21 protein-coding genes are annotated in these 20,140 nt (G+C 70.3%); 13 read left to right on the top strand and 8 right to left on the bottom strand.

What is annotated here, in order from left to right:
* The first annotated feature begins 35 nt into the window (after window positions 1-35).
* Both ACK4TT_RS03710 and ACK4TT_RS03705 read left to right on the top strand, forming a co-directional pair.
* The gene (locus tag ACK4TT_RS03710; RefSeq protein WP_409641501.1) at window positions 36-1,421 is read left to right on the top strand and encodes a class II 3-deoxy-7-phosphoheptulonate synthase; all 1,386 of its coding nucleotides are present in this window, start codon (window positions 36-38) and stop codon (window positions 1,419-1,421) included.
* Window positions 1,422-1,541: 120 nt separating this feature from the next.
* Window positions 1,542-2,897, top strand: a complete 1,356-nt coding sequence (locus tag ACK4TT_RS03705; protein WP_409641498.1) for an MATE family efflux transporter — start codon at window positions 1,542-1,544, stop codon at window positions 2,895-2,897.
* Between the two features lie 152 nt (window positions 2,898-3,049).
* On the opposite strand, the gene ACK4TT_RS03700 is transcribed toward ACK4TT_RS03705, so the two are convergent.
* Window positions 3,050-3,952, bottom strand: coding sequence for a cobalamin biosynthesis protein CbiG (locus ACK4TT_RS03700; RefSeq protein WP_409641495.1), 903 nt, complete (start codon window positions 3,950-3,952; stop codon window positions 3,050-3,052).
* Between the two features lie 64 nt (window positions 3,953-4,016).
* Window positions 4,017-5,018, bottom strand: a complete 1,002-nt coding sequence (locus ACK4TT_RS03695) for an NADP-dependent oxidoreductase (protein ID WP_410212470.1) — start codon at window positions 5,016-5,018, stop codon at window positions 4,017-4,019.
* A gap of 107 nt (window positions 5,019-5,125) precedes the next feature.
* Here ACK4TT_RS03695 and ACK4TT_RS03690 point away from each other — a divergent pair, with 107 nt between their 5' ends.
* Both ACK4TT_RS03690 and ACK4TT_RS03685 read left to right on the top strand, forming a co-directional pair.
* On the top strand, window positions 5,126-6,049 hold the full coding sequence (locus tag ACK4TT_RS03690; protein ID WP_409641489.1) for a Gfo/Idh/MocA family protein: 924 nt from the start codon (window positions 5,126-5,128) through the stop codon (window positions 6,047-6,049).
* Between the two features lie 38 nt (window positions 6,050-6,087).
* On the top strand, window positions 6,088-6,489 hold the full coding sequence (locus tag ACK4TT_RS03685; protein ID WP_410212469.1) for a globin: 402 nt from the start codon (window positions 6,088-6,090) through the stop codon (window positions 6,487-6,489).
* A gap of 69 nt (window positions 6,490-6,558) precedes the next feature.
* On the opposite strand, the gene ACK4TT_RS03680 is transcribed toward ACK4TT_RS03685, so the two are convergent.
* The gene (locus ACK4TT_RS03680) at window positions 6,559-9,255 is read right to left on the bottom strand and encodes a TonB-dependent receptor (protein WP_410212468.1); all 2,697 of its coding nucleotides are present in this window, start codon (window positions 9,253-9,255) and stop codon (window positions 6,559-6,561) included.
* A gap of 473 nt (window positions 9,256-9,728) precedes the next feature.
* Here ACK4TT_RS03680 and ACK4TT_RS03675 point away from each other — a divergent pair, with 473 nt between their 5' ends.
* A complete protein-coding gene (locus ACK4TT_RS03675) occupies window positions 9,729-10,418 on the top strand; it encodes an aspartate/glutamate racemase family protein (RefSeq protein ID WP_410212467.1) in 690 nt (229 codons plus the stop codon).
* Between the two features lie 8 nt (window positions 10,419-10,426).
* Here ACK4TT_RS03675 and ACK4TT_RS03670 read toward each other — a convergent pair whose 3' ends face one another.
* Genes ACK4TT_RS03670 through xth form a run of 3 tightly spaced genes read right to left on the bottom strand, consistent with a single transcriptional unit; the run spans window position 10,427 to window position 12,708 of the window.
* On the bottom strand, window positions 10,427-11,119 hold the full coding sequence (locus ACK4TT_RS03670; RefSeq protein WP_409641476.1) for an NnrU family protein: 693 nt from the start codon (window positions 11,117-11,119) through the stop codon (window positions 10,427-10,429).
* Between the two features lie 47 nt (window positions 11,120-11,166).
* The gene (locus ACK4TT_RS03665) at window positions 11,167-11,883 is read right to left on the bottom strand and encodes a hypothetical protein (protein WP_409641473.1); all 717 of its coding nucleotides are present in this window, start codon (window positions 11,881-11,883) and stop codon (window positions 11,167-11,169) included.
* Window positions 11,884-11,928: 45 nt separating this feature from the next.
* Complete coding sequence (gene xth, locus ACK4TT_RS03660; RefSeq protein ID WP_409641470.1) at window positions 11,929-12,708, bottom strand: exodeoxyribonuclease III; 780 nt, start codon at window positions 12,706-12,708, stop codon at window positions 11,929-11,931.
* A 117-nt stretch (window positions 12,709-12,825) separates the two neighbouring features.
* Between xth and ACK4TT_RS03655 the strand changes: the two genes are divergently transcribed.
* The 3 genes from ACK4TT_RS03655 to ACK4TT_RS03645 are packed head-to-tail and all read left to right on the top strand — an operon-like array spanning window position 12,826 to window position 14,257.
* Window positions 12,826-13,479 carry a glutathione S-transferase family protein gene (locus ACK4TT_RS03655; protein WP_410212466.1) on the top strand — a complete coding sequence of 218 codons (654 nt, stop codon included), beginning with the start codon at window positions 12,826-12,828 and terminating at the stop codon, window positions 13,477-13,479.
* Window positions 13,476-13,805, top strand: coding sequence for an ArsR/SmtB family transcription factor (locus ACK4TT_RS03650; RefSeq protein ID WP_409641464.1), 330 nt, complete (start codon window positions 13,476-13,478; stop codon window positions 13,803-13,805). Before ACK4TT_RS03655 ends, ACK4TT_RS03650 begins: the two co-directional genes overlap by 4 nt.
* The gene (locus ACK4TT_RS03645; RefSeq protein WP_410212465.1) at window positions 13,802-14,257 is read left to right on the top strand and encodes an SRPBCC family protein; all 456 of its coding nucleotides are present in this window, start codon (window positions 13,802-13,804) and stop codon (window positions 14,255-14,257) included. Before ACK4TT_RS03650 ends, ACK4TT_RS03645 begins: the two co-directional genes overlap by 4 nt.
* 22 nt (window positions 14,258-14,279) lie before the next feature.
* On the opposite strand, the gene ACK4TT_RS03640 is transcribed toward ACK4TT_RS03645, so the two are convergent.
* Window positions 14,280-14,942: a PAS domain-containing protein gene (locus ACK4TT_RS03640; RefSeq protein WP_409641458.1), complete on the bottom strand. Its 663-nt coding sequence runs from the start codon at window positions 14,940-14,942 to the stop codon at window positions 14,280-14,282.
* A gap of 130 nt (window positions 14,943-15,072) precedes the next feature.
* Window positions 15,073-15,405: an iron-sulfur cluster insertion protein ErpA gene (gene erpA / locus ACK4TT_RS03635; RefSeq protein WP_409641455.1), complete on the bottom strand. Its 333-nt coding sequence runs from the start codon at window positions 15,403-15,405 to the stop codon at window positions 15,073-15,075.
* Between the two features lie 83 nt (window positions 15,406-15,488).
* Between erpA and ACK4TT_RS03630 the strand changes: the two genes are divergently transcribed.
* The 5 genes from ACK4TT_RS03630 to scpB all read left to right on the top strand — a co-directional run bounded on the left by ACK4TT_RS03630 (window position 15,489) and on the right by scpB (window position 20,139).
* Window positions 15,489-16,682, top strand: a complete 1,194-nt coding sequence (locus ACK4TT_RS03630; protein WP_409641452.1) for a deoxyguanosinetriphosphate triphosphohydrolase — start codon at window positions 15,489-15,491, stop codon at window positions 16,680-16,682.
* Between the two features lie 143 nt (window positions 16,683-16,825).
* Window positions 16,826-17,665, top strand: coding sequence for an SPOR domain-containing protein (locus ACK4TT_RS03625; protein ID WP_409641449.1), 840 nt, complete (start codon window positions 16,826-16,828; stop codon window positions 17,663-17,665).
* The gene (gene nagZ, locus ACK4TT_RS03620) at window positions 17,662-18,678 is read left to right on the top strand and encodes a beta-N-acetylhexosaminidase (protein WP_409641445.1); all 1,017 of its coding nucleotides are present in this window, start codon (window positions 17,662-17,664) and stop codon (window positions 18,676-18,678) included. The genes ACK4TT_RS03625 and nagZ overlap by 4 nt, the downstream gene beginning before the upstream one ends.
* Complete coding sequence (locus ACK4TT_RS03615; RefSeq protein ID WP_409641442.1) at window positions 18,675-19,496, top strand: segregation and condensation protein A; 822 nt, start codon at window positions 18,675-18,677, stop codon at window positions 19,494-19,496. The genes nagZ and ACK4TT_RS03615 overlap by 4 nt, the downstream gene beginning before the upstream one ends.
* A complete protein-coding gene (gene scpB / locus ACK4TT_RS03610) occupies window positions 19,489-20,139 on the top strand; it encodes an SMC-Scp complex subunit ScpB (protein WP_409641439.1) in 651 nt (216 codons plus the stop codon). The genes ACK4TT_RS03615 and scpB overlap by 8 nt, the downstream gene beginning before the upstream one ends.
* Window position 20,140: the final 1 nt, after the last annotated feature.

The raw sequence follows: 20,140 nt of genomic DNA, 5'->3' as shown, positions 1-20,140 counted from the left end.
GGGCCCGAGCCCGCCCCTGGCGCGGAGTTGGATTGATGACCGAGCACTGGACGCCTGCATCCTGGAGATCGAAGCCCGCCAAGCACCTGCCGACCGACTATCCGGATCCGGCCGAGCTTGCGCGCGTGGAGCAATCGCTTCGGAAGATGCCGCCGTTGGTGTTCGCGGGCGAGGCGCGCCGGCTCAAGAGCCTGCTGGCCGACGTCTCCGAGGGGCGCGCCTTCCTGCTGCAGGGCGGCGACTGCGCCGAGAGTTTCAAGGAGTTCCACGCGGACAACATCCGCGACACCTTCCGCCTGATCCTGCAGATGGCGGTGGTGCTGACCTTCGCCGGCGGCAAGCCGGTGGTGAAGGTGGGCCGAATGGCCGGCCAGTTCGGCAAGCCGCGGTCCTCGCCGGTCGAGAAGGTCGGCGACGTGGAACTGCCCAGCTACCGCGGCGACAACATCAACGGCATGGAATTCACCCCCGAAGCGCGGACGCCCGACCCGCAGCGGCTGGTCCAGGCCTACGCCCAGTCGTCCTCGACGCTGAACCTGCTGCGCGCCTTCGCGGGCGGCGGCTACGCCGACCTCTACAATATCCACCGCTGGACCCTGGGCTTCGTGAACGACAGCCCGCAGGGGGCGCGCTACCGCGAGCTGTCCGAGAAGATCTCCGAGGCCCTGACCTTCATGGCCGCCATCGGGGTGACGCCCGAGACGCACCCTGAGATGCACCGGGTGGAGTTCTTCACGTCCCACGAAGGCCTCCTGCTGGGCTTCGAGGAGGCGATGACGCGCGTCGATAGCACCTCGGGCGAGTGGTACGACACCTCGGCCCACCTGCTGTGGATCGGCGAACGCACCCGCCAGCTCGACCACGCCCACGTCGAGTTCTTCCGGGGCATCAAGAACCCCATCGGCGTGAAGGTCGGCCCGACCATGGAGCCCGACGAGCTGCTGCGTCTGGTCGACGCCCTCAACCCGAAGAACGAGGCCGGGCGGCTCACGCTGTACGGCCGCTTCGGCTACGACAAGATCGAGGACCGCCTGCCGCGCCTGCTGCGGGCGACGAAGTCCGGCGGCCGCAACGTGGTCTGGGCGATCGATCCGATGCACGGCAACACCCTGACGGCGGCGACTGGCTACAAGACCCGCCCGTTCGACCGCATCCTCTCGGAGGTCCGCAGCTTCGTGGACACCTGCAAGGCCGAGGGCGTTCATCCCGGCGGCGTGCACCTGGAGATGACCGGCCAGAACGTCACCGAGTGCCTGGGCGGCGCCCGCGCGCTGGCCGAGGGCGACCTGGCCGACCGCTATCACACCCACTGCGACCCGCGCCTGAACGGGGAGCAGGCGCTGGAGCTGGCCTTCCTGGTGGCCGAGAAGCTCAAGGAAGACCGGGTGGACCTGTCCAAGCGGGCGGCCGTCAACATCTGATCGCGTGGCCGAAGGGCCACGCGGCGGCCCCGATCACCGCGCCGGGCCAAGCTTCGCTTGCCCGGTCGCGGGCGGCGGCGCACTGTCCGCGGCCTCTTTGAAACCTCGGATCACACGCCCATGGACCGCCCGGCGGCCCAGAACCCTTCGCTCGTCCGCGCCGACCTGGCCCAGCTCCTGAAGCTGTCGTGGCCGGTGGTGCTCGCGCGCCTGGGGATCATGACCATGGGTCTGACCGACGCCGTGGTCGTGGGGCGCTTCTCCGCCCAACAGCTCGGCTACCACGCCCTCGGCTGGGCGCCGACCAGCGTGGTGCTGACAGCGGTGGTCGGCCTGCTCTCGGGCGTCCAGGTGATGACCGCGCGCGCCATCGGCGAGGGGCGGCGGCACGAAACCGGCGCGGTGCTGCGGCGCGGCCTGGGCTACGGCTTCTGGATCGGGGTCGCCTCGACGGTCTTCCTGGCCATCGCGGGGCCGCCCTTCCTGCACGTGATCGGCCTGGAGAAGGACCTGGCGGACGGGGCGACCCGCGCCCTGCTGGTCTTCTCCCTCTCGCTGACCGGCTATGCGGTCAGCGTCGTGGCGAGCTTCTGGCTGGAGGGCCTGGGGCGGCCGGGACCGGCGGCGGCCGCCATGTGGGCGGCCAATGTCGTGAACCTCGCCCTCGTGCTGCTGTTCGTGCCCGGAACCCTGGGCCTGCCGGCCATGGGGGCGGTGGGCGCGGCCTGGGGCACCTTCGGGGCGCGCACGTTCCTGGCGCTGACCACCCTGGGCTACATCTTCCTCATGCCCGAGGCCCGCGCGCTCGGCGTCTTCGACAAGCCGGAGCGGAACCGGGCGGCCGAGGCCGAGCAGCGCCGCATCGGCTATGGGGCGGGAATCTCCAACTTCCTGGAGGTCTCGGCCTTCGCCAGCATGAACGTCATCGCCGGCTGGATGGGCGGCCTGGCCGTCGCGGCCTGGGCCATCGTGCTGAACGTCGCGGCCATCGTCTTCATGGTCCCCCTGGGACTGGCCACCGGCGCGGCGGTGCTCGTGGGCCGGGCCTATGGGGCGCGCGACCCCGCGGGCGTGGCGCGAGCGGGGGCCGTGTCGTTCGCGGTCACGGCGGTCTTCGGCCTGGTGATATCGCTCGCCATCTGGCCCACGGCCCACATGATCTCCGGGGGCTATACGCGCGACGCCGCCACCATCGCCATGGCCGCGCCGGCGCTGGCGCTCTCGTGCCTGTTCTTCTTCCCCGACGCCCTGCAGGTGGTGGCCGCCCAGTCGCTACGGGCCCGGGGCGATGTCTGGCTGCCGACCTGCACCCATCTGGCCAGCTATATCGCGGTGATGATCCCCATGGCCTATTGGCTGGCGATCCCGATGGGCCAGGGGATCGACGGCATCGTCTGGGCGGTGATCGTGGCGAGCTTCGTCTCGGGCGCCCTGCTGCTCGGCCGGTTCTGGATGCTGAGCCGGCGGGGGCTTTGACTCCCCTCCCTTAATGGGGAGGGACAGCCCGCCGGAGGCGGGCAGGGTGGGGAGTTTTGGCCGGGCTCGGCGCTTGACGATAGGCTTCCCCACCCGTCTCCCCCGGACCAAGTCCGGGGTCGCCACCCTCCCCATGAAGGGGAGGGAAAGACCTAGGCTCCCGCCCCCAGGATCCAGCCTTCCTCGCGCTCGGCGTCGAGCACGGCGTCGGGGGGCGTCCCCTTCGGTGGGCCGAACAGGGCGCCCAGCTTGTTCTGCTCGTCCAGCCTGGCGAAATGTTCAGCCGTGGCGCGCACTTGCGCCAGGTCCTTCACCTCGCCGGCGGCGGGCTGGACCTTCAGCAGCGACGGATAGACCTCGGCGGCCACCACATCGACGCCCGCGAGGTCGGACTCGGTCAGCGCCTTGAAGCCGGTTTCGAAGGGCCACGTCTTGAACGCCTCGCCGCGGGCCAGCTTCAACCGGCGGACGAGGGGGATGCCCAGGATCGCCTGACCGCCGACCGAGCCGTTGTAGTAGAGCTTCCAGATCGAGGCCGCGCCCTTGGCCGCGAGGTCGGCATGGCGGAACTCGGGCAGGTCGTCCGGCCCGTGCGCGCGGGTGCGCTTGGGTTGCAGGGTGGTCAGCGCGTCCTTGGGCGGGCAACCCCAGAAGGGGAAGGGGCCGCCGGTCAGGCGCCGGTTGATCTCGGAGCCCACGCCGAACCGGTTGTTGGTGTTGTCGGCCTTGTCCTTGACCATCCTGTCGAGCTGGTCCCACGTCGCGCGCCAGGGCTGCTCGCCGGGCAGTTTCAGCGCCTCGGCGAAGCCGCGCGGGAAGCCCAGCGGGAAGTCGAAGCCCAGCAGGGCGCGCTCGTTCCGCTTCTTCAGGTCGTCGAGGATGGCGGCGAGCCGCGTCTCGGCCTCGGCCCGGGTCGGCGGATTGTAGCTTTCGAACGCCAGGCGGAAGCGCACGTCGCGCTTCAGCACGCCGATCCAGACGGAATCCGCCCCGGTGGTCGGCTTGGCGGCCGCGCTCCAGTCGACGATCACATAGGCGCTGAACAGGCGCGGCACGGGCGGCTCCGGAGGCTCGGGGGACGAGAGGCTATTTAGCCCCTCATTCCCCGCGAACCAACGGTCAGGCCAGCTTGACCAGCATCTTCCCCAGGTTTTCGCCCGTGAAGAGGCCCAGGAAGGCGTCCGGCGCGCGCTCGATCCCCTCGAACACGGTTTCCTTCCACTTCACCTTGCCCTCGCGCACCCAGCCGGCCAGGTCGCGCTGGAAGTCGGCCAGCATGTCGGCGTGGCTGGAAACGATGAAGCCCTGGATGCGGATCTGCTTGCCCACGACCTGGACGATGTTGCGCGGGCCGGGCGGCAGCTCGGTGGAGTTGTACATCGAGATCATCCCGCACTCGGCGAAGCGGGCGAACGGGCGGGCGGCCTCCAGCGCGGCTTCCAGGTGCGCGCCGCCCACATTGTCGAAGTAGACGTCGATGCCCTTGGGCGCGGCGCGCAGCAGGGCGGCGGTCAGGTCGGGCTCGGCCTTGTAGTCGATGGCCGCGTCGACGCCGATCTCCTTCAGGAACGCGACCTTCTTGGCGCCGCCCGCCGAACCGATGACGGTATGACCCTTGGCCTTGGCGATCTGGCAGACGAGCGAACCCACCGCGCCCGCCGCGCCCGAGACGAACACCACGTCGCCATCCTTCAGGCCCGCCACGCGCAGCAGGCCCGCATAGGCGGTCAGGCCCGGCATGCCGGCCACGCCCAGGAACGCCTGCGGCGGCAGGCCCTGGGGGTCGATCTTCTGGAGCGCGCCCGCCGGGGCGTTGAACGCCTCGCGCCAGCCGAACATCGACTGGACGAGGTCGCCGGGCTTCAGGGCCGGGTCGTTCGAGGCCGTCACCTCGCCGACGGCCCCGCCCTGCAGCGCCTCGCCGAGCTGGAACGGCGGGACGTAGCTCTTGGCGTCGTTCATGCGGCCGCGCATGTAGGGATCGACGGTCATCCAGAGGTTCTTAACCTGGACCTCGCCCGCGCCAGGGGCGGGGAGTTCGACGCTCGCCAGCTCGAAGTTGTCGTGCGTCGGAACGCCCGAAGGGCGGCTCTTCAGCCGGATTTCGCGCGACACAGTCATGGCAGTCCTCCCGGGGTCGTTGTTCAAACAACTGTTTAGCCGGCGCCCCGGGTGGCGTCGAGGGCGCGGAGCGTGCTAGGCGGGCCGCGCCCACCGGAAGGAAGTCCATGCCTGAGGTCTTGAGAGGCGGCGTGATCGGCGCCGGCGTCTTCGGCGGCTATCACGCCCGCCAGTACGCGCGCCTGCCGGGCGTCGTGCTGTCGGCGGTCCTGGATGCGCATCCCGACCGCGCGGCCCAGGTCGCGCTGCCGCTGGGCGGCCGGGCCTTCCGCGAGATGGACGCCTTCCTGGACGCCGTGGACGTCGTGACCGTGGCCTCGCCGGCAACCTTTCACGCCGAGCATGCGCTGGCCGCCATCGCGGCCGGCAAGCCGGTCTATGTTGAGAAGCCCATCGCCGTCTCGGTGGCCGACGCCGAGAAGATCCGGGCCCAGGCGGCCGCCAGGGGGCTGGTGGTCGCCTGCGGCCACCAGGAGCGGGTGGTTTTCCGGGCCATGGGCCTGCTGGACGCCCCCGAGCAGCCGCTGCTGCTGGAGGCCCTGCGCCACGGCCCGCCGTCCGAGCGCAGCCGCGACGTCTCGGCCGTCCTGGACCTGATGGTGCACGACCTTGACCTGGCGCTCTCGATCGCCACGGCCGAGCCCGTGACAGCGGAAGGCGAGGGGGCGATCGGCCCCAGCGGCTCCTGGGACCAGGCCCGCGCCGAGGTGAGCTTCGATTCCGGCTTCACCGCACGCTTCGACGTCTCGCGCATGGCCGGGGGCCGCAAGCGCACCATGCGGGTGGTCTATCCCTCCGGCGAGGTGGAGATCGACTTCGTGGCCAGGACCTTCCGCAACACCACGCCCTTCGATCTCAATGCCGACTTCGCCGACACCCCGGCGGCGACGGATCCGCTGGGGGCCAGCGTGGAGGGCTTCCTCCAGGCCGTGCGCGGCGAGGCGCCTCGCCCGATCGTGAACGCCGAGGAGGCCATCCGGGCCCTCGACCTGGCGATCGCCGTCGAACGGGCGTTGGAGGACGCCGCGTAACGCAGCTACCCTGCGGCCACCATTGATGGAGGCAGGCCGTGACGTCCGCAGAGGACCCCGTCACCCGATCCCTGGATCTGGTGGCCGAGCGCGTGGGCGATCCCGCGCCGCTGGTCTATGGCCGCCTGTTCCGGGACTATCCCGAGACCGAGCCGCTGTTCTGGCGCGACACCCAAGGCGCGGTGCGCGGCGAGATGCTGGCGCGGGCCTTCGAATGCCTGCTCGACCTCGACGGGGCCTATGCCCAGAACATGATCCGGGCCGAGCGCGTGAATCACGTGGACCTGGGCGTGCCCGCCGAAGCGTTCGCCAACTTCTTCCGCGTGATCCGGGACGCGTGCCGGGATGTCCTGGCCGGCGACTGGACGGCCGAGACGGACGCCGCCTGGGACCGGTTGCTTGTGCGCCTGGATGGCCTCGTTTCGACCGTTCCCGCCTAGATCCGAAAAAAGGAGGGGCGCTTCGCCACCCCGGCGAAGCGCCCCGAAGATACCGCTTCCGACTCCCCCCTAGAAGAAGCGGTACTGAAGCTCGATCCCGTAGGTGCGGGGCGGGGTGATGGGATAGGTGGTGGAGATGCCCTGCGAGACCGGGATCACCGTCACCGGCGTTCCGGGCGCCGAGGCCGTGGCCGGGCCGACGTAGCCCTCGCGCCGCGAGGCGGTGGCGCCGCCTTCGTAGCCCACGTCGTCCAGCAGGTTCTTCACGAACAGGATGACCGTGTACTTGTCGTTGTTCGGCTTGTAGCTGATCCGCGCGTCCACCTGGTCCCAGGACGGCGAGCGCGTGTACGAGCGGTTGAAGATGCTGCCGTACTGGGCCGCCCGCCAGCTGTAGCTGACCGAGCCCGTGATCGAGGCCGCGTCCAACTCCCAGGTGTAGTTCACGTTGACCGCGATCTTGTGCTTGGGCGCGTTGGGCAGCTTCTGGCCCTTCAGGTCCTGGCCGAGCTGGAACCCGCCGCCCTGCAGCAGCGAGAAGAGGTCGGCGGCGCAGTTGTCGGCGGGGTTGGCGTTGGCCTGCCGCGCCGCGCAGTCGGCGAGCGAGCCGATCGGATTGGCGTCGGGATCGAGCGCCGCCGGGTCGGCCGGGTCGACCGGTCCGCGGGCCGAGGTGATGTGGGAGTCGAGGTACGAGTAGTTGGCCAGGATCTGCAGGTTGTTGATCGGCTGCCAGATGGTCTCGATCTCGACCCCGCGGGAGACCGCCTTGGGCACGTTGTAGAAGACCGAGTTGGCCTGGACGAGGCCGCCCGAGGTGTCCACGACCGTCAGCGGGATCTGGGCGTTCTTGTACCAGTAGTTGAAGAAGGCGACGTTGGCCTGGAAGTTCCCGAAGGTCTTCTTCACGCCGACCTCGATGTCGTCCAGAGTCTCCTTGTCGGTGTAGGGATTGGCCGTCAGCGCCGTGTCCACGCCGATCCGGAAGCCGCCGGGCTTGTAGCCCTTGGAGTAGCGGAGATAGGCGTTGGTGTCGCTGTCGGGCTCCCACTGGAAGCCCGCGCTTCCCGTCACCTGATCCCACTTGCCGTCGTACTCGCGCCGGGCCCGGCCCGTCGCCGGATCGAAGGTGAAGTCGCTCGACACGCCCTGGGGCGGCGTCGCCCGCGGGATGAACAGCGACTGGGTGATGTCCACCGCCGGCGTGAAGATGCTGAGCTGCTCGGGATAGAACCCGGGGGTGCAGGCGAAGAAGGCGAAGCAGATGACGCGGGCCTCTTCCGAGCCCTTCTTGGTGTCCTCTGAGTACCGGACGCCTGCCGTGAACTTCAGCGTGTCGGTGATCGCGTAGTCGACCTGGCCGTAGACGGCCTTGGACTGGATGTGGAACCGGGGCTCGTCATAGGTCCGCTGGAGCAGCGGGTTGGGCGGGCAGACGTTCCCGAACCGCGGGCAGCTCGAGCCGGTCGGGTTGGCGATCTGGCTCTGCTGGAAGAGATAGGTCGAGGTCGGCTGCTCGTAGTGCTCGTTCCAGTAGTAGACGCCGGCCAGCCATTGCAGCGGCCCGTCATGGGTCGAGCTCAGCGTGAGCTCGTGGCTCCACCACTCCTCGCGCTCCTGGTAGTTGTAGAGCTGCTGCGGGAAGATCGTTAGCCCGCCCGGCAGGGTGAAGCGCTCCACCGGCGCCACGTTGTCGTTCGGCGGCCGGTTCAGGTTGTAGTGGTAGCGCGCGCCGCCGGTCGTGTACTTCACGTCGAAGTTCGAGGCGTGCCACGTCCATTCGCTGGCGAAGATCAGCGTGTCGTCCAGCTTGACCTGGAAGGGCACCGTGGACGCGATCTTGCGCGGATCGTCGAGCTGCGGATTGGTGCAGCCCAGCGGCGATCGGTTCAGCACATTGGTCGTCCGGCCGCTGCAGCCGTAGCCCGGGTCGTTGGTGGTCGCCGCGTTGGCCACCTGGAAGGTCGAGTAGGGCGCGGGCGTCCAGGTGCCGCGCGAGCCCGGTCCCCCGCCGCCGTTGCGCCAGACGATGGTGGTCAGCTTCGCCCAGCCCTCGAAGTTGTCGTTGAAGTCGAACCTGAGCTGGCCCTCGACGATGTTGGTGTCGATGACGTTGCCCTCGTCGGGCATGCCCGGGACGATGTTGTCGTACCAGCCCTTGGTCTGCTTCTCCCAGTTGGCGGTCAGCCGGAAGAGGACGCCGGGGATCGCGGTCGGGCCCGAGACGGCGCCTTCGATCAGGTGGCGGTTGTAGTTGGCGTAGGTGGCCCGCGCCTCGGCGTACCACTCCTCGGTCGGACGCCTGGAGATCAGGTTGATGGCGCCGGCGATGGCGTTGCGCCCGTAGAGCGTCGCCTGGGGCCCGCGCAGGATCTCGGTGCGGTCGAGGAAGAGGGGCGTCTTGCCGGCCTCCACCGTCGAGGTGGTGTAGATGCCGTCCGAATAGACCGAGACCGAGGGGTCGGCGGCGTGCACGTTGGTGGTCCGGCCCACGCCCCGCAGGCTCACCCGGTCGAGCTGGCTGGAATACTGCAGCCCCGGCGTGAAGTTGGTCATGTCCTGGACGGACGTGATGCCGATCAGGTCCCGCCCCTCGGACGTGAAGGCCGATATGGCGACCGGCACGTCCTGCAGGCTCTGCTCGCGGCGTTCCGCCGTGACGACCAGTTCCTCGATGACGTTGGGACCGCCCTGCGCGTGGGCGGATGTCGCGATGACGGCGGCCAGCACGGCGCTGGTCGCCAGTAGGCGATGCCTGAATTCCATGAACTGCCTCCCCGCAGCCTTATCGAGCGCTTATGCCTGCGCTTGCTTGCAAAGCTGAAACACGCAAGGCTGGCCGTCAATCCAAATGAGGCGAATGAATGGCGATAACTGAATGCCCGTAAGCTGACGGCGGCGTTCGGTCCGGCCAAGGGGTTGTCGTTGTTCGACATCTGGAGGAAAGTCGGGGTCTCTCGTATTTTGTTCTTCCCGATTAACAACCTGAGGGCGCGCGGACCGCGCGCCTTCTTTGTTTGTCGTGCGGGGTCAGGCGTTTTGCATCGCAACATTCTTGCCCCAAGGGCGTTGCAAGGTCTTACCGGCCAAGGAATACCGACCGCTCAAATCCACCGGTCGGGCCTGGCGCGCGCCGCATTGCAGCGCGCGTCCAGGTAGAGCGCCGCGGGCGGGAAACTGGACCTTCCGCCCGGCCCGCCCCGCGCCTAGACCAGCCGCAACGAGTCGGAGCCCTGACCATGCGCACCCTCGGACTTCTCGGCGGCATGAGCGCCGAGAGCACGGCGATCTACTATCGAGAGCTCAACCGCCTGGTCCGCGAGCGGCTGGGCGGGCTTCACTCGGCCGACCTCCTGCTGTGGTCCGTGGACTTCGCCGGGATCGCCGAACTGCAGGCGCAGGGTCGCTGGGACGAGACGGGCCGGATCCTGGCCGACGGCGCGCGGCGGCTGCAGGACGCGGGCGCGCGGGCCATCCTGCTGTGCACCAACACCATGCACCTCAACGCGCCCGCCATCGCGGCGGCCATCGAGGTTCCCTTCCTGCACATCGGCGACGCCACGGCGGCGGCGCTGAAGGCCCGGGGCGTGAAGCGGCCGCTGCTGCTCGCGACCCGCTTCACCATGGAGCAGGCATTCTATCGCGACCGGCTGGCGGCGGCCGGGCTGGACTGCCTGATCCCCGGCGAGGCCGACCGGGGCCGGCTGCACGCCATCATCTACGACGAACTCTGCCAGGGCGTCGTCAGCCCCGCCTCCAAGGCCCGGGCGCTGGAGATGGTCGCCAGGGCGCGCGCCGAAGGGGCGGACGGCGTGATCTTGGGCTGCACCGAGGTGGGGATGCTGCTGGCCCAGGACGATCTGGACGTGCCGGCCGTGGACACCAGCCTCGTGCACTGCGAGGCCGCCGTGGATTTCGCCCTGGGGTAGAGGCGAGCCTAGAGCAGGGCCGTGACGCCCGTGAAGTACGGGTGGGCCCAGGCGAGCGCCGCCCAGACCAGCAGGGCGAGCGCGAAGCGCCACCAGCCGATCTCCCCCAGGCGGAGCTTCTGCCGCCCCTGGACGATGGCCGCGAACGGGACGTTGGAGGTTTGGGCGGCGAAGGCGTCCCACTTGGCCCCCAGCGCGCGACGCCGCTTGGCGTCGATGCTGGCCGTCCCGAACAGCGCCAGCGCCAGCAGCGAGCCGAACAGGATCAGGCTGGCCACGTCCCCGTTCACGATCAGGTGGCCGACGGCCCAGATCGCCACGCCCCACAGGAACGGATGCCGGGTGACACGCAGCATGCCGCGCACCAGGTCCGGCCGATCCAGCGCGCCCTCCTGGCGGACGCTGGTGGGGTTGGGGGTGGAGAGGCCGATGACGATGAAGGCGACCGCGACGAGTTGGAGCGCGAGCTGAAGGTGACGCGTCCCGGTGCTCAGGCCCCAGAAGACCTCGTTCCCGGGCGCGGAGCGGGCCTGGACGAAGCCGAAACCCAGCCAGATGAGCCCGACCCACGACAGGACCACGAACAGGCCCATGTAGGGCCCGCCCCCGATCCGCGCGACGAGCCCGTCGCGGACGCGCGTGCCCGAGATCAGCAGGTGGATCAGGACGAAGAAGGCGGCGGCGGCGATCAGGTTGGTCATGGCGTGAGCCTCCTTTGCGCCGAGCGTGGCTCGATAGATTTACAGCGTCAAGTCATGGCGCGGGGGGCGTCCCGGTCGTCGGGCTCATCCACGTCGAAGGACGCCTCCGGGTTGAAGGGGGCATCCTCGTCGGGCGCGGGCGCTTCGGCGATCGGAGATGGCGGGGCGGCGGCGGGAGCGGGCGCGGCCGGGGCGGGCGCCTGCGGGGCGGCTTCGCTGATCGTCGCGCCGCGACGGGGGACCGGCCGGCGAAGCAGGGATTCCATCCGAGCGATCCAGCGGTTGCCCTCCTGCAGGGCCTCGGCGGGCGTCTGGGACTTGCGCCGTCCGGCGTCGTCGGCGGTCCACAGGTCGAGCGCGAAATCGGGATAGGCTGGGTCGTCGAACACGAACCGGAGGCGCACCTGCTCCTCGGCGCCTGAGATCTGGTCGAGCGCCCGGCGCGCCTCGCCGCGGTGGGTGCGGGCCACCACCTGGCCGTCGCGGATCAGCTCGGCGCCCATCAGCTCGTCCACCCTGTAGAGCAGGCACCAGCCGCCGGATTCCCAGGTGACCGCCACGCTGTTCGATCCGAAGTCGAAGCCGACGCCCGTGCCGCTGCCCCGGGCCAGCAGGAGCGCGTGGGGCTCTCCGCCCAGCATCTTCTTCAGGCTGCGCCGCATGCGGCGGCCCTCGTCAAGATACCAGACGAACGCCCCGCCCAGCAGGGTGAGCGCGCCGCCGGTGAAGGCCATCAGCAGGATCAGGCGTGCGACCTCGTCCATCCCGTCAGCCTACGCCCGTTCTTCTGAGTCGGCCTATGGTGGAGCTCAGGCCTCCAGTTCCACCACGAGCGGCGCGTGGTCGGAGGGTTTGTCCCAGCCGCGCACGTCGCGGTGGATGGTGACCCCGCGCAGCAGGTCGGCGGCCTGGGGCGAGAGCAGGGCGTGGTCGATGCGGATGCCGTTGTTCCGCTGCCAGGCGCCGGCCTGGTAGTCCCAGAATGTATAGGCGCCGGGCGCGCCGTCCGCCTGGAGATAGGCTTCGGTGAGGCCCAGGTTCTTCAGCGCCCGGAACGCCGCCCGGCTCTCCGGCTGGAAGAGGGCGTCGCCTTCCCAGTTCTTGGGAAACTCGGCGTCGCGGGGCTCGGGGATGACGTTGTAGTCCCCGGCCAGGACGAACGGCTCCTCCAGGGCGAGCAGGGTCTGGGCGTGGCGGTGCAGCCGGCCCATCCAGTCGAGCTTGTACGCGAACTTCTCGGTCCCGACGGGATTGCCGTTCGGCAGGTAGATGGAAGCGACCCGCACCGGCTGGGGTCCGGAAACCACGGCCTCAATGTAGCGGGCCTGGTCGTCGCCGTCGCCTTCCGGCAGGCCGCGCGTCACGTCCTCCAGCGGCCGCTTCGAGAGCAGGGCCACGCCGTTGTAGGTCTTCTGGCCATGGATCGCGAGATTATAGCCAAGCCGTTCAAAGGGTTCGGCGGGGAACTTCTCGTCGACGCACTTGATCTCCTGCAGGCAGGCGACGTCCGGCTGGGCGGCCTCGAACCAGCGCAGCACCGTCTCCAGACGCGCATTGATCGAGTTCACGTTCCAGGTGGCGATGCGCATCGGGGGGCTCCGGCGAGGCTTGGACGCGGAAGCTAGTGGGGCCCGCGCTCATGCTCAATGGCTTGCGCGGCCCGTCGCGCGCTGATACTTAAGAAATAACTTAAGTGAAGGTGAGCCATGACCCTGATCCTCCACGAGCACCCCCTGTCGTCCTATTGCTGGAAGGCGAAGGTCGCGCTCTACGAGGCGGGCCTGCCGTTCGAGACGCGGCTCATAGAGCCCTACGACGAGGCCTCGCGCGCGGCCCACTACGCCCGCTGGCCGCTCGGCAAGATGCCGGTGCTGGAAGACGCCGGGCGTAGGCGGATCGTCCCCGAGACCAGCGTGATCATCGAATACCTCCAGGTCTTCCACGCACCCTCGGCCGGACTGATCCCGGCGGACCCCGAGGCCGCGCTTCAGGTCCGGACGCTGGACCGGGTGTTCGATAACTACGTCATGGAGCCCATGTCCCGGATCGTCGCCGAGAACTTCCGGGGCGGCGAGGATCCCGTGGGCGTGGCCCAGGCGGACGCCCTGCTCACCAAGGCGTACGGCTGGCTGGAGGGCGAGCTGGCCGGCCGCGCCTGGGCGGCGGGCGAGGGCTTCACCCTGGCCGACTGCGCCGCGGCCCCGGCTCTGTATTACGCCGACAAGGTCCTGCCGTTCCGCGCCACGCATCCCACGCTGGGCGCCTATCTCGGCCGGCTGGAGGCGAGGCCGTCGTTCGCCCGCACGTTGAAAGAGGCCCAGCCGGTCTGGCACATGTTCCCCGGCCGCAAGGCGGCATGAGCGGCGATCTCGACATCCTGTTCCAGGCGCTGGCCGACCCCACGCGGCGGGCCATCGTCGAGCGCCTGAGCCGCGGCCCCGCCTCGGTCAGCGACCTCGCCCGACCGTTCGACATGAGCCTGCCCGCCGTGGTCCAGCACCTGGGCGTGCTGGAGGCGGCCGGCGTGGTCGCCTCGGAGAAGGTCGGCCGCGTCCGCACCTGCCGCATCGAACCGGCCGCGCTCAGCCTGGCCGAGCAGTGGATCCACGAGCGCCGCACGGCCTGGGAGCTGCGCCTGGACCGCCTCGGCGCCTATCTCGCCGCCAACCCCGAGGAGTCCTCATGACCGACCGCAACGTGGTCCACGCGACCTTCCATATCGAGCGGACCTATCCCGTTCCGCCGGCGCGTGTCTTCGCCGCCTGGGCCACGCCCGAGGCCAAGGCCCGGTGGTTCGACGGACCCGAGGGGACGGAGATCTACGAGCGCTCGATGGACTTCCGGCCGGGTGGGTCGGAACGCCTGTGGGGCAAGCACCCCGGCGGCAAGGTCTCGGACTTCCAGGCCCGCTACTTCGAGGTCATCCCCGACGAGCGGATCATCTACGCCTACGACATGTGGCAGGACGGCGTGAAGCTCTCGGTCTCGCTGGCGACGATCGAGTTCCACGCCGCCGGGGCCGGCACGCGCCTCGTGATGACCGAGCAGGGCGCATTCCTCGACGGCTACGACGACGCCGGCGGGCGGGAGGAGGGGACGCGCTGGCTGCTGGAGAAGCTGGGTGCGGCGCTCGGCTAGACCGCGGACGCGCGTCGGGCGCTTACAGAGGGATCAGGGCCGGCATGGCGACCGTGAACCCGTCGGCCGGACATGGCGCCCTCGCCGTCGCGGGAGCCTTGATCTCCTCGCAGCTCTGCAGGATGTAGGCTAGGCGCCGGTGCTCGTCGAAGAGCGGCGCGTTCACCGGCCGCCACCAGCGTTCAACCCATTCCCCATCGGCGCCTCGTACGTCATAGCGCAGGGCGTCCATGGCGTGCGGCCGGCTGGTTTCCAGGACGACCTTCAGGGAGTCGTAGAGGATCTGGACACCCGACGCGTCCGGCTCGTCCGGATTGTCGGGGAAGGCCTCGAAGAGGGGTTTGCCCACGATGTCTTCGCGCCTCACGCCGGTGACCTCGACGAAGCGGCGGTTGATGTCGACGATGTGCAGCCCCGGACCGTGGTCGAGGAGCATGAGCATCTGGTGGGAGGCGTGGAATTCGGTCCGGAACGCGGAGAGTTCCGGCGAGTCCCAGAGCGACGGGCCGGCCGGCTTCGGACAAGGGCCGGGATGTGCGCCGTAGAGTTCGGCCTCGGCGATCGCCAGCTCGCGCTCGGCGTCCCGGAGCAGGCCCTGCAGCGTCCGCTGGGCGCTGGGGTCCGTTTCGACGGCCAGGCGCTCGCGGAAACGGGCGATGTTATGCTGCAGAATGAAGCGGCGCATGTCCCGCACTCCCTCAAGCGGGAAGGGAAGTCTGCGCCTGAGACAACTGGGCGGCAAGAAGCCAGGCGGCCTGCCTCCTCATTTCGGGTAACGAGGCAAGTTGTCGGCGATTTTGGGGAGATTCGGCCGTCTAGATCGAGAAGCTGACGCCGCAGCCGCAACTGGACTTGGCGTTGGGGTTCCTCACCCTGAACTCGGCGCCGGCCAGTTCATCTACGAAATCGATCTCCGAACCCTTGAGCAAGGCCAACGAAACCACGTCGACCAGGGCCGCGGCGCCGTCGCGCTCGACCTTCAGGTCGTCGGGCTGGGCCTCGTCCACCAGGTCGAACTGGTACTGGAAGCCGGAACAGCCCCCGCCCTCGACGGCCACCCGCAGCATGACCGGCCGGCCCTCGGTTTCCCCGATGGCGCGGATGCGCTGGGCGGCGGCGGGGGAAAGCGTGACGTCGGTGGTGGTCATGGTCTGTTAAATGAAATGACGGCGTGAACTATATGAGGGCCTGAGCGGCTTCGACCAAGGGGCCAGACGAGAAGACCGGTTCGATGCCCGCCCAAGACACCCAGACCTTCGTCGCCGCCCGCGCGGCCTTCGCCGAGGACGCCGCCCGCTCCCGAGGGCGCAAGGTCGCCGAGGCCGAGAGCCGCACGCGCACCGCCTTCGCCCGCGACCGCGACCGGATCATCCACACCAGCGCCTTCCGCCGCCTGAAGGAGAAGACCCAGGTCTTCGTCGCCCACGAGGGCGACCACTTCCGCACCCGCCTGACCCACTCGCTGGAAGTGGCCCAGATCGCCCGCTCGGTGGCCACGGCGCTCGGGCTGGACGCCGACCTCGCCGAGACCATCGCGCTCGCCCACGACCTGGGTCACCCGCCGTTCGGCCACGCCGGCGAGGACGAACTGCAGATCCAGATGCGAAATTTCGGCGGCTTCGACCACAACGTGCAGACGTTCCGGGTCGTGACCAAGCTCGAGCGCCGCTACCCGCGCTTCGACGGGCTGAATCTGACCTGGGAGACGCTGGAAGGCGTCATCAAGCACAACGGGCCGGTGACCGACAAGCTGACCCGGCCCTCGTGGAGCGCCATCGCCGAGTTCGACGCCGAATACGACCTGCGCCTATCGGGCTGGGCGTCGGCCGAGGCCCAGGTCGCTGCGCTGGCCGACGACATCGCCTACAACAACCACGACGTGGACGACGGCGTGTCGGCCGGCCTGTTCTTCCTGAAAGAGCTTCTGGACGTGCCCCTGATCGGGCCGCACGTCCATTCGGCGCTCGCGGACTATCCCGACTGCGACCAGCAGATCATCCGCCTGGAGGCCGTGCGCCGGATGATCGGGGCCATGGTCGACGATGTCATGGCCGAGACCCGCCGCCGGGCCGAAGACGGCAAGGTCGACAGCGCCGAGGACGTCCGCAACCTGGGCCACGCGCTCGTGGCCTTCTCGCGCGACATGGCCGAGGACCTGGCCCAGCTCCGCGCCTTCCTGATGGAGCGGATGTACCGCCACTGGAAGGTCAACCGCACCCGCAGCCAGGCCCGCCGCATCCTGGCCGAGATGTTCCAGCTCTTCATGGCCGAGCCCGACGTCATGCCCACCGAATGGCAGGCCAAGACCCACGGCCGCGACGAGGCCGGCCGGGCGCGGGTGGTCTGCGACTACATCGCCGGGATGACCGACCGCTTCGCGATCGAAGAGCACCGCAAGCTGTTCCACCTCGACGTCTGGGGTTGAGGGCGCGCGGCTTCGCCGCATTCCCGCCCCGGATCACCCACAGAAAATGCCGCGCGCGGGCGCTGGCGGGCCGCAGGCTTCGCTAGACTGCGCCTGAACACGCGCGATTCGCGCCCAGCGTGCCTATCCACGGAGCTCTCGCGATGTCCGACCATGAGCGCGGCGCCTACACGCCCCCGACCGACGCGCCGCTGTCGTTCGACGCCCGCCAGCCCGTGCGCGGCGCCCGGCCGATCCCCATCACGCTCATCATCAGCGTCCTGGTGCTGGCCGGCCTGGTGGCGGCGATCTTCGTCTTCTACCGCTCGGGCGTCCGCCAGGCCGGCGACGCGCCCCAGGCCGTTGGCGCGCCCGTGACGGGCATGAAGGAGGCCGCGCCGCCCGAGGCCCAGCCCCAGGACCCGGCCGCGGGCCTGCAGATCTACCGCTCGGATGCGCCCGGCGCTCCGGTGGAGACCACGCCGCAGTTCACGCCCGGCCCGGAACAGCCGCAGCCGCGCCCGGCGCCCACGACGCCCGTCGTGGTGACCCAGCCCGCCGCGCCCGCCGCGCCGCCGCCTCAGCAGGTCGCCGCCGTCCCGGCGCTGCGGCCCGCCCTGCCGGCCCAGGCGCCCGCGCAGCCGCCGCCGGTCCAGAAGACCGCCCCGGCCCCGGTGGCCAAGGCGCCGGCCGCGCCCGTTCCGAAGGCGCCCGAGCCCAAGGCCCCGGCCCCCACGGCTCCTGCGCCGAAGCCCGCGGCGTCCGGTTCGGTGGCCGTCCAGGTGGGCGCCGTCTCGACGCCGGCGCTGGCCGACAAGACCTGGAGCGAGGCCGTCGCCGCCGCGCCGGGCCTCGCCGCCGGCAAGGGCAAGAGCGTCGAGAAGATCGAGCGCAACGGCGCCACGCTCTACCGCACGGCCGTCACCGGCTTCGACAGCCGGGAGGAGGCCTCCGCGTTCTGCGCCAGGCTGAAGGCCGCCGGGAAGGCCTGCTTCGTCCGGTGAGCGCCACGGCGGCCATCCTGGGCTGCTCGGGCCCCCGGCTGACGGCGGAGGAGGCCGCGTTCTTCCGCGACGTGCGGCCCTGGGGCTTCATCCTGTTCGCGCGCAACATCGAGACCCCGGACCAGGTCCGCCGCCTGACGACCGCCCTGCGCGAGACGGTGGGCCGCGGCGATGCGCCCATCCTGATCGACCAGGAGGGCGGCCGGGTGCAGCGCCTGGGGCCGCCGCAGTGGCGGGCCTATCCGCCCGGCCGGGCCTACGGCGATCTGCCCGCCGCCGAGCGGCGCGAGGTCACTCGCCTGGGCGCCCGCCTGATCGCCCACGACCTGGCGGGGCTGGGGATCAACGTGGACTGCGTGCCGGTGCTGGACGTGCCCGATCCCGAGGGTCACGAGATCATCGGCGACCGCGCCTACGGCGATACGCCCGACGACGTGGCGCTGCTGGGCCGGGCGGCCTGCGAGGGCCTGATCGCCGGCGGCGTCCTGCCCATCGTCAAGCACATCCCCGGCCACGGCCGGGCGAAGGCAGACAGCCACCTGGAGCTGCCGGTGGTGGAGGCGTCCTGGGCCGACCTCGACGCCCGCGACTTCGCCCCCTTCCGGGCGCTGTCCGACATGCCGATGGCGATGACGGCGCACGTGATCTACGCCAGTGTGGACGCCGAGCGTTCGGCCACCACGTCCGAGATCATCTTCGAGCGGGTGATCCGCGGCGCCATCGGCTTCGACGGGCTGGTGATGAGCGACGACCTGTCCATGCAGGCGCTGACGGGAAGCTTCGCGGAGCGCGCGGCGGAATCGCTGGCCGCCGGCTGCGACGTGGTCCTGCACTGCAACGGCGACATGGCCGAGATGCGCGCCGTGATCGACGGCGCGGGCGAGCTTTCCGGCCGCGCGGCCGAGCGGGCGAGTGCGGCCCTGTCCCGCGTTCCCGGGACGCCGGAGCCGCTGGATGTGGCCGAGGCCGTCGCCCGGTTCGAGGCGGCGTTCCAGGGACGTTGGGCGGCATGAGCGGCGGTTTCCAGCCCTCCCTCGACTTCGCCGCCGCGGCTGTCGCCGCCGAGGACGGCGAGGCCCTGATCGTCGATATCGAGGGCTACGAAGGCCCGCTGCACGTGCTCCTGGCCCTGGCCCGCAGCCAGAAGGTGGACCTGCTGAAGCTGTCCGTCCTGAAGCTGGCCGAGCAGTACCTGGCCTTCGTCCAGGAGGCGCGCCGCCGCCGCTTCTCACTGGCCGCCGACTACCTCGTGATGGCGGCCTGGCTGGCCTATCTGAAATCCCGCCTGCTGCTGCCCAAGCCGGACCGGCCCAAGGCCGAGGAGCCGCCGGCCGAGGAGATGGCCGCCCGGCTCGCCTTCCGCCTCGCCAAGCTGGAGGCCATGCGCAACGCCGCCGAGGCGCTGAAGAACCGCCCGCAGCTCGGCCAGGAGGTCTTTGGCCGCGGCGACCCCGAGGCCATCAAGGTCGTGCCGTCGGGCCGCATCGAGGGCGACCTCTACGAGCTGATGAGCGCCTACATCGGCCAGCGCAAGCGCGAGGCCGATCGCCACTACACGCCCCGTCCGCCCCAGGCCTATCCGCTGGAGGAGGCGCGCGAGCGCCTGCGCCGGCTGCTGCCCGACCTCGACCGCTGGACGCCGCTCACCGGCGTGGCGCCGTTCGGCCACGGGACGGGCCCGAGCCGGGCGTCCTACGTCGCTTCCACGTTGTCGGCGTCTCTGGAGCTCGTGAAGGAAGGCGCGCTCGAGGCCCGCCAGCTCGAAGCCTTCGCCGACATCTACCTGCGGTCCAAGCGTCCTCCCCAGAAGGGTAGGGAAGACCATGTCTGACCGGATGGAGACCGCCCGCGAGGTCGAGGCCCTGCTGTTCGCCGCCGCCGGGCCGCTGACCGAGGAGGACCTGGCCGGACGGCTGCCCGAGGGCGCCGACGTGGCCGGGGCGCTGGAGGAACTCGCCGCCCGCTACGAGGGGCGCGGCGTGGTGCTGGCCAAGGTCGCCGGCGCCTGGCGCTTCCAGACGGCCGAGGACCTGGCCTGGCTGATGACCGAGGAGCGGAACGAGCCGCGCCGCCTGTCCAAGGCCGCCCAGGAGACCCTGGCCATCATCGCCTACCATCAGCCGGTGACCCGGGCCGAGATCGAGGCCGTGCGCGGCGTGCAGGCCAGCAAGGGGACGCTGGACGTGCTGCTGGAGCTGGGGCTGGTGCGGATGCGGGGACGCCGGCGCACGCCGGGCCGGCCCGTCACCTACGGCACCACGGACGCCTTCCTGGAACACTACGGGCTCGCCAGCCTCGCCGACCTGCCCGGCATGGCCGAGATGCGGGCCGCCGGCCTGCTGTCGCTGGACCTGCCCGCCGACTTCACCGTGCCCACGCCGGGCGAAGGCGCGCCCGAGGAGGACGCGCTGGAACTGGGCGAAGCGCCGGAATTCCATATGGATTTCCTGGGCGAGGACGGCGAACGGGAGTAGG

It is taken from the genome of Phenylobacterium sp., from assembly GCF_046463815.1.
Taxonomy (GTDB): domain Bacteria; phylum Pseudomonadota; class Alphaproteobacteria; order Caulobacterales; family Caulobacteraceae; genus Phenylobacterium.
This window is presented reverse-complemented; position numbering and strand designations above follow the sequence as displayed.

Coding starts and splice junctions, on each gene's coding strand:
- ACK4TT_RS03695 (WP_410212470.1), bottom strand. CDS start 5,018: ATGACTGTGTCGCGCGAAATCCGGCTGAAGAGCCGCCCTTCGGGCGTT.
- ACK4TT_RS03675 (WP_410212467.1), top strand. CDS start 9,729: ATGCGCACCCTCGGACTTCTCGGCGGCATGAGCGCCGAGAGCACGGCG.
- ACK4TT_RS03640 (WP_409641458.1), bottom strand. CDS start 14,942: ATGCGCCGCTTCATTCTGCAGCATAACATCGCCCGTTTCCGCGAGCGC.
- erpA (WP_409641455.1), bottom strand. CDS start 15,405: ATGACCACCACCGACGTCACGCTTTCCCCCGCCGCCGCCCAGCGCATC.
- ACK4TT_RS03625 (WP_409641449.1), top strand. CDS start 16,826: ATGTCCGACCATGAGCGCGGCGCCTACACGCCCCCGACCGACGCGCCG.
- ACK4TT_RS03670 (WP_409641476.1), bottom strand. CDS start 11,119: ATGACCAACCTGATCGCCGCCGCCGCCTTCTTCGTCCTGATCCACCTG.
- ACK4TT_RS03680 (WP_410212468.1), bottom strand. CDS start 9,255: ATGGAATTCAGGCATCGCCTACTGGCGACCAGCGCCGTGCTGGCCGCC.
- ACK4TT_RS03650 (WP_409641464.1), top strand. CDS start 13,476: ATGAGCGGCGATCTCGACATCCTGTTCCAGGCGCTGGCCGACCCCACG.
- xth (WP_409641470.1), bottom strand. CDS start 12,708: ATGCGCATCGCCACCTGGAACGTGAACTCGATCAATGCGCGTCTGGAG.
- ACK4TT_RS03690 (WP_409641489.1), top strand. CDS start 5,126: ATGCCTGAGGTCTTGAGAGGCGGCGTGATCGGCGCCGGCGTCTTCGGC.
- ACK4TT_RS03615 (WP_409641442.1), top strand. CDS start 18,675: ATGAGCGGCGGTTTCCAGCCCTCCCTCGACTTCGCCGCCGCGGCTGTC.
- scpB (WP_409641439.1), top strand. CDS start 19,489: ATGTCTGACCGGATGGAGACCGCCCGCGAGGTCGAGGCCCTGCTGTTC.
- ACK4TT_RS03705 (WP_409641498.1), top strand. CDS start 1,542: ATGGACCGCCCGGCGGCCCAGAACCCTTCGCTCGTCCGCGCCGACCTG.
- ACK4TT_RS03710 (WP_409641501.1), top strand. CDS start 36: ATGACCGAGCACTGGACGCCTGCATCCTGGAGATCGAAGCCCGCCAAG.
- ACK4TT_RS03655 (WP_410212466.1), top strand. CDS start 12,826: ATGACCCTGATCCTCCACGAGCACCCCCTGTCGTCCTATTGCTGGAAG.
- ACK4TT_RS03645 (WP_410212465.1), top strand. CDS start 13,802: ATGACCGACCGCAACGTGGTCCACGCGACCTTCCATATCGAGCGGACC.
- ACK4TT_RS03630 (WP_409641452.1), top strand. CDS start 15,489: ATGCCCGCCCAAGACACCCAGACCTTCGTCGCCGCCCGCGCGGCCTTC.
- ACK4TT_RS03665 (WP_409641473.1), bottom strand. CDS start 11,883: ATGGACGAGGTCGCACGCCTGATCCTGCTGATGGCCTTCACCGGCGGC.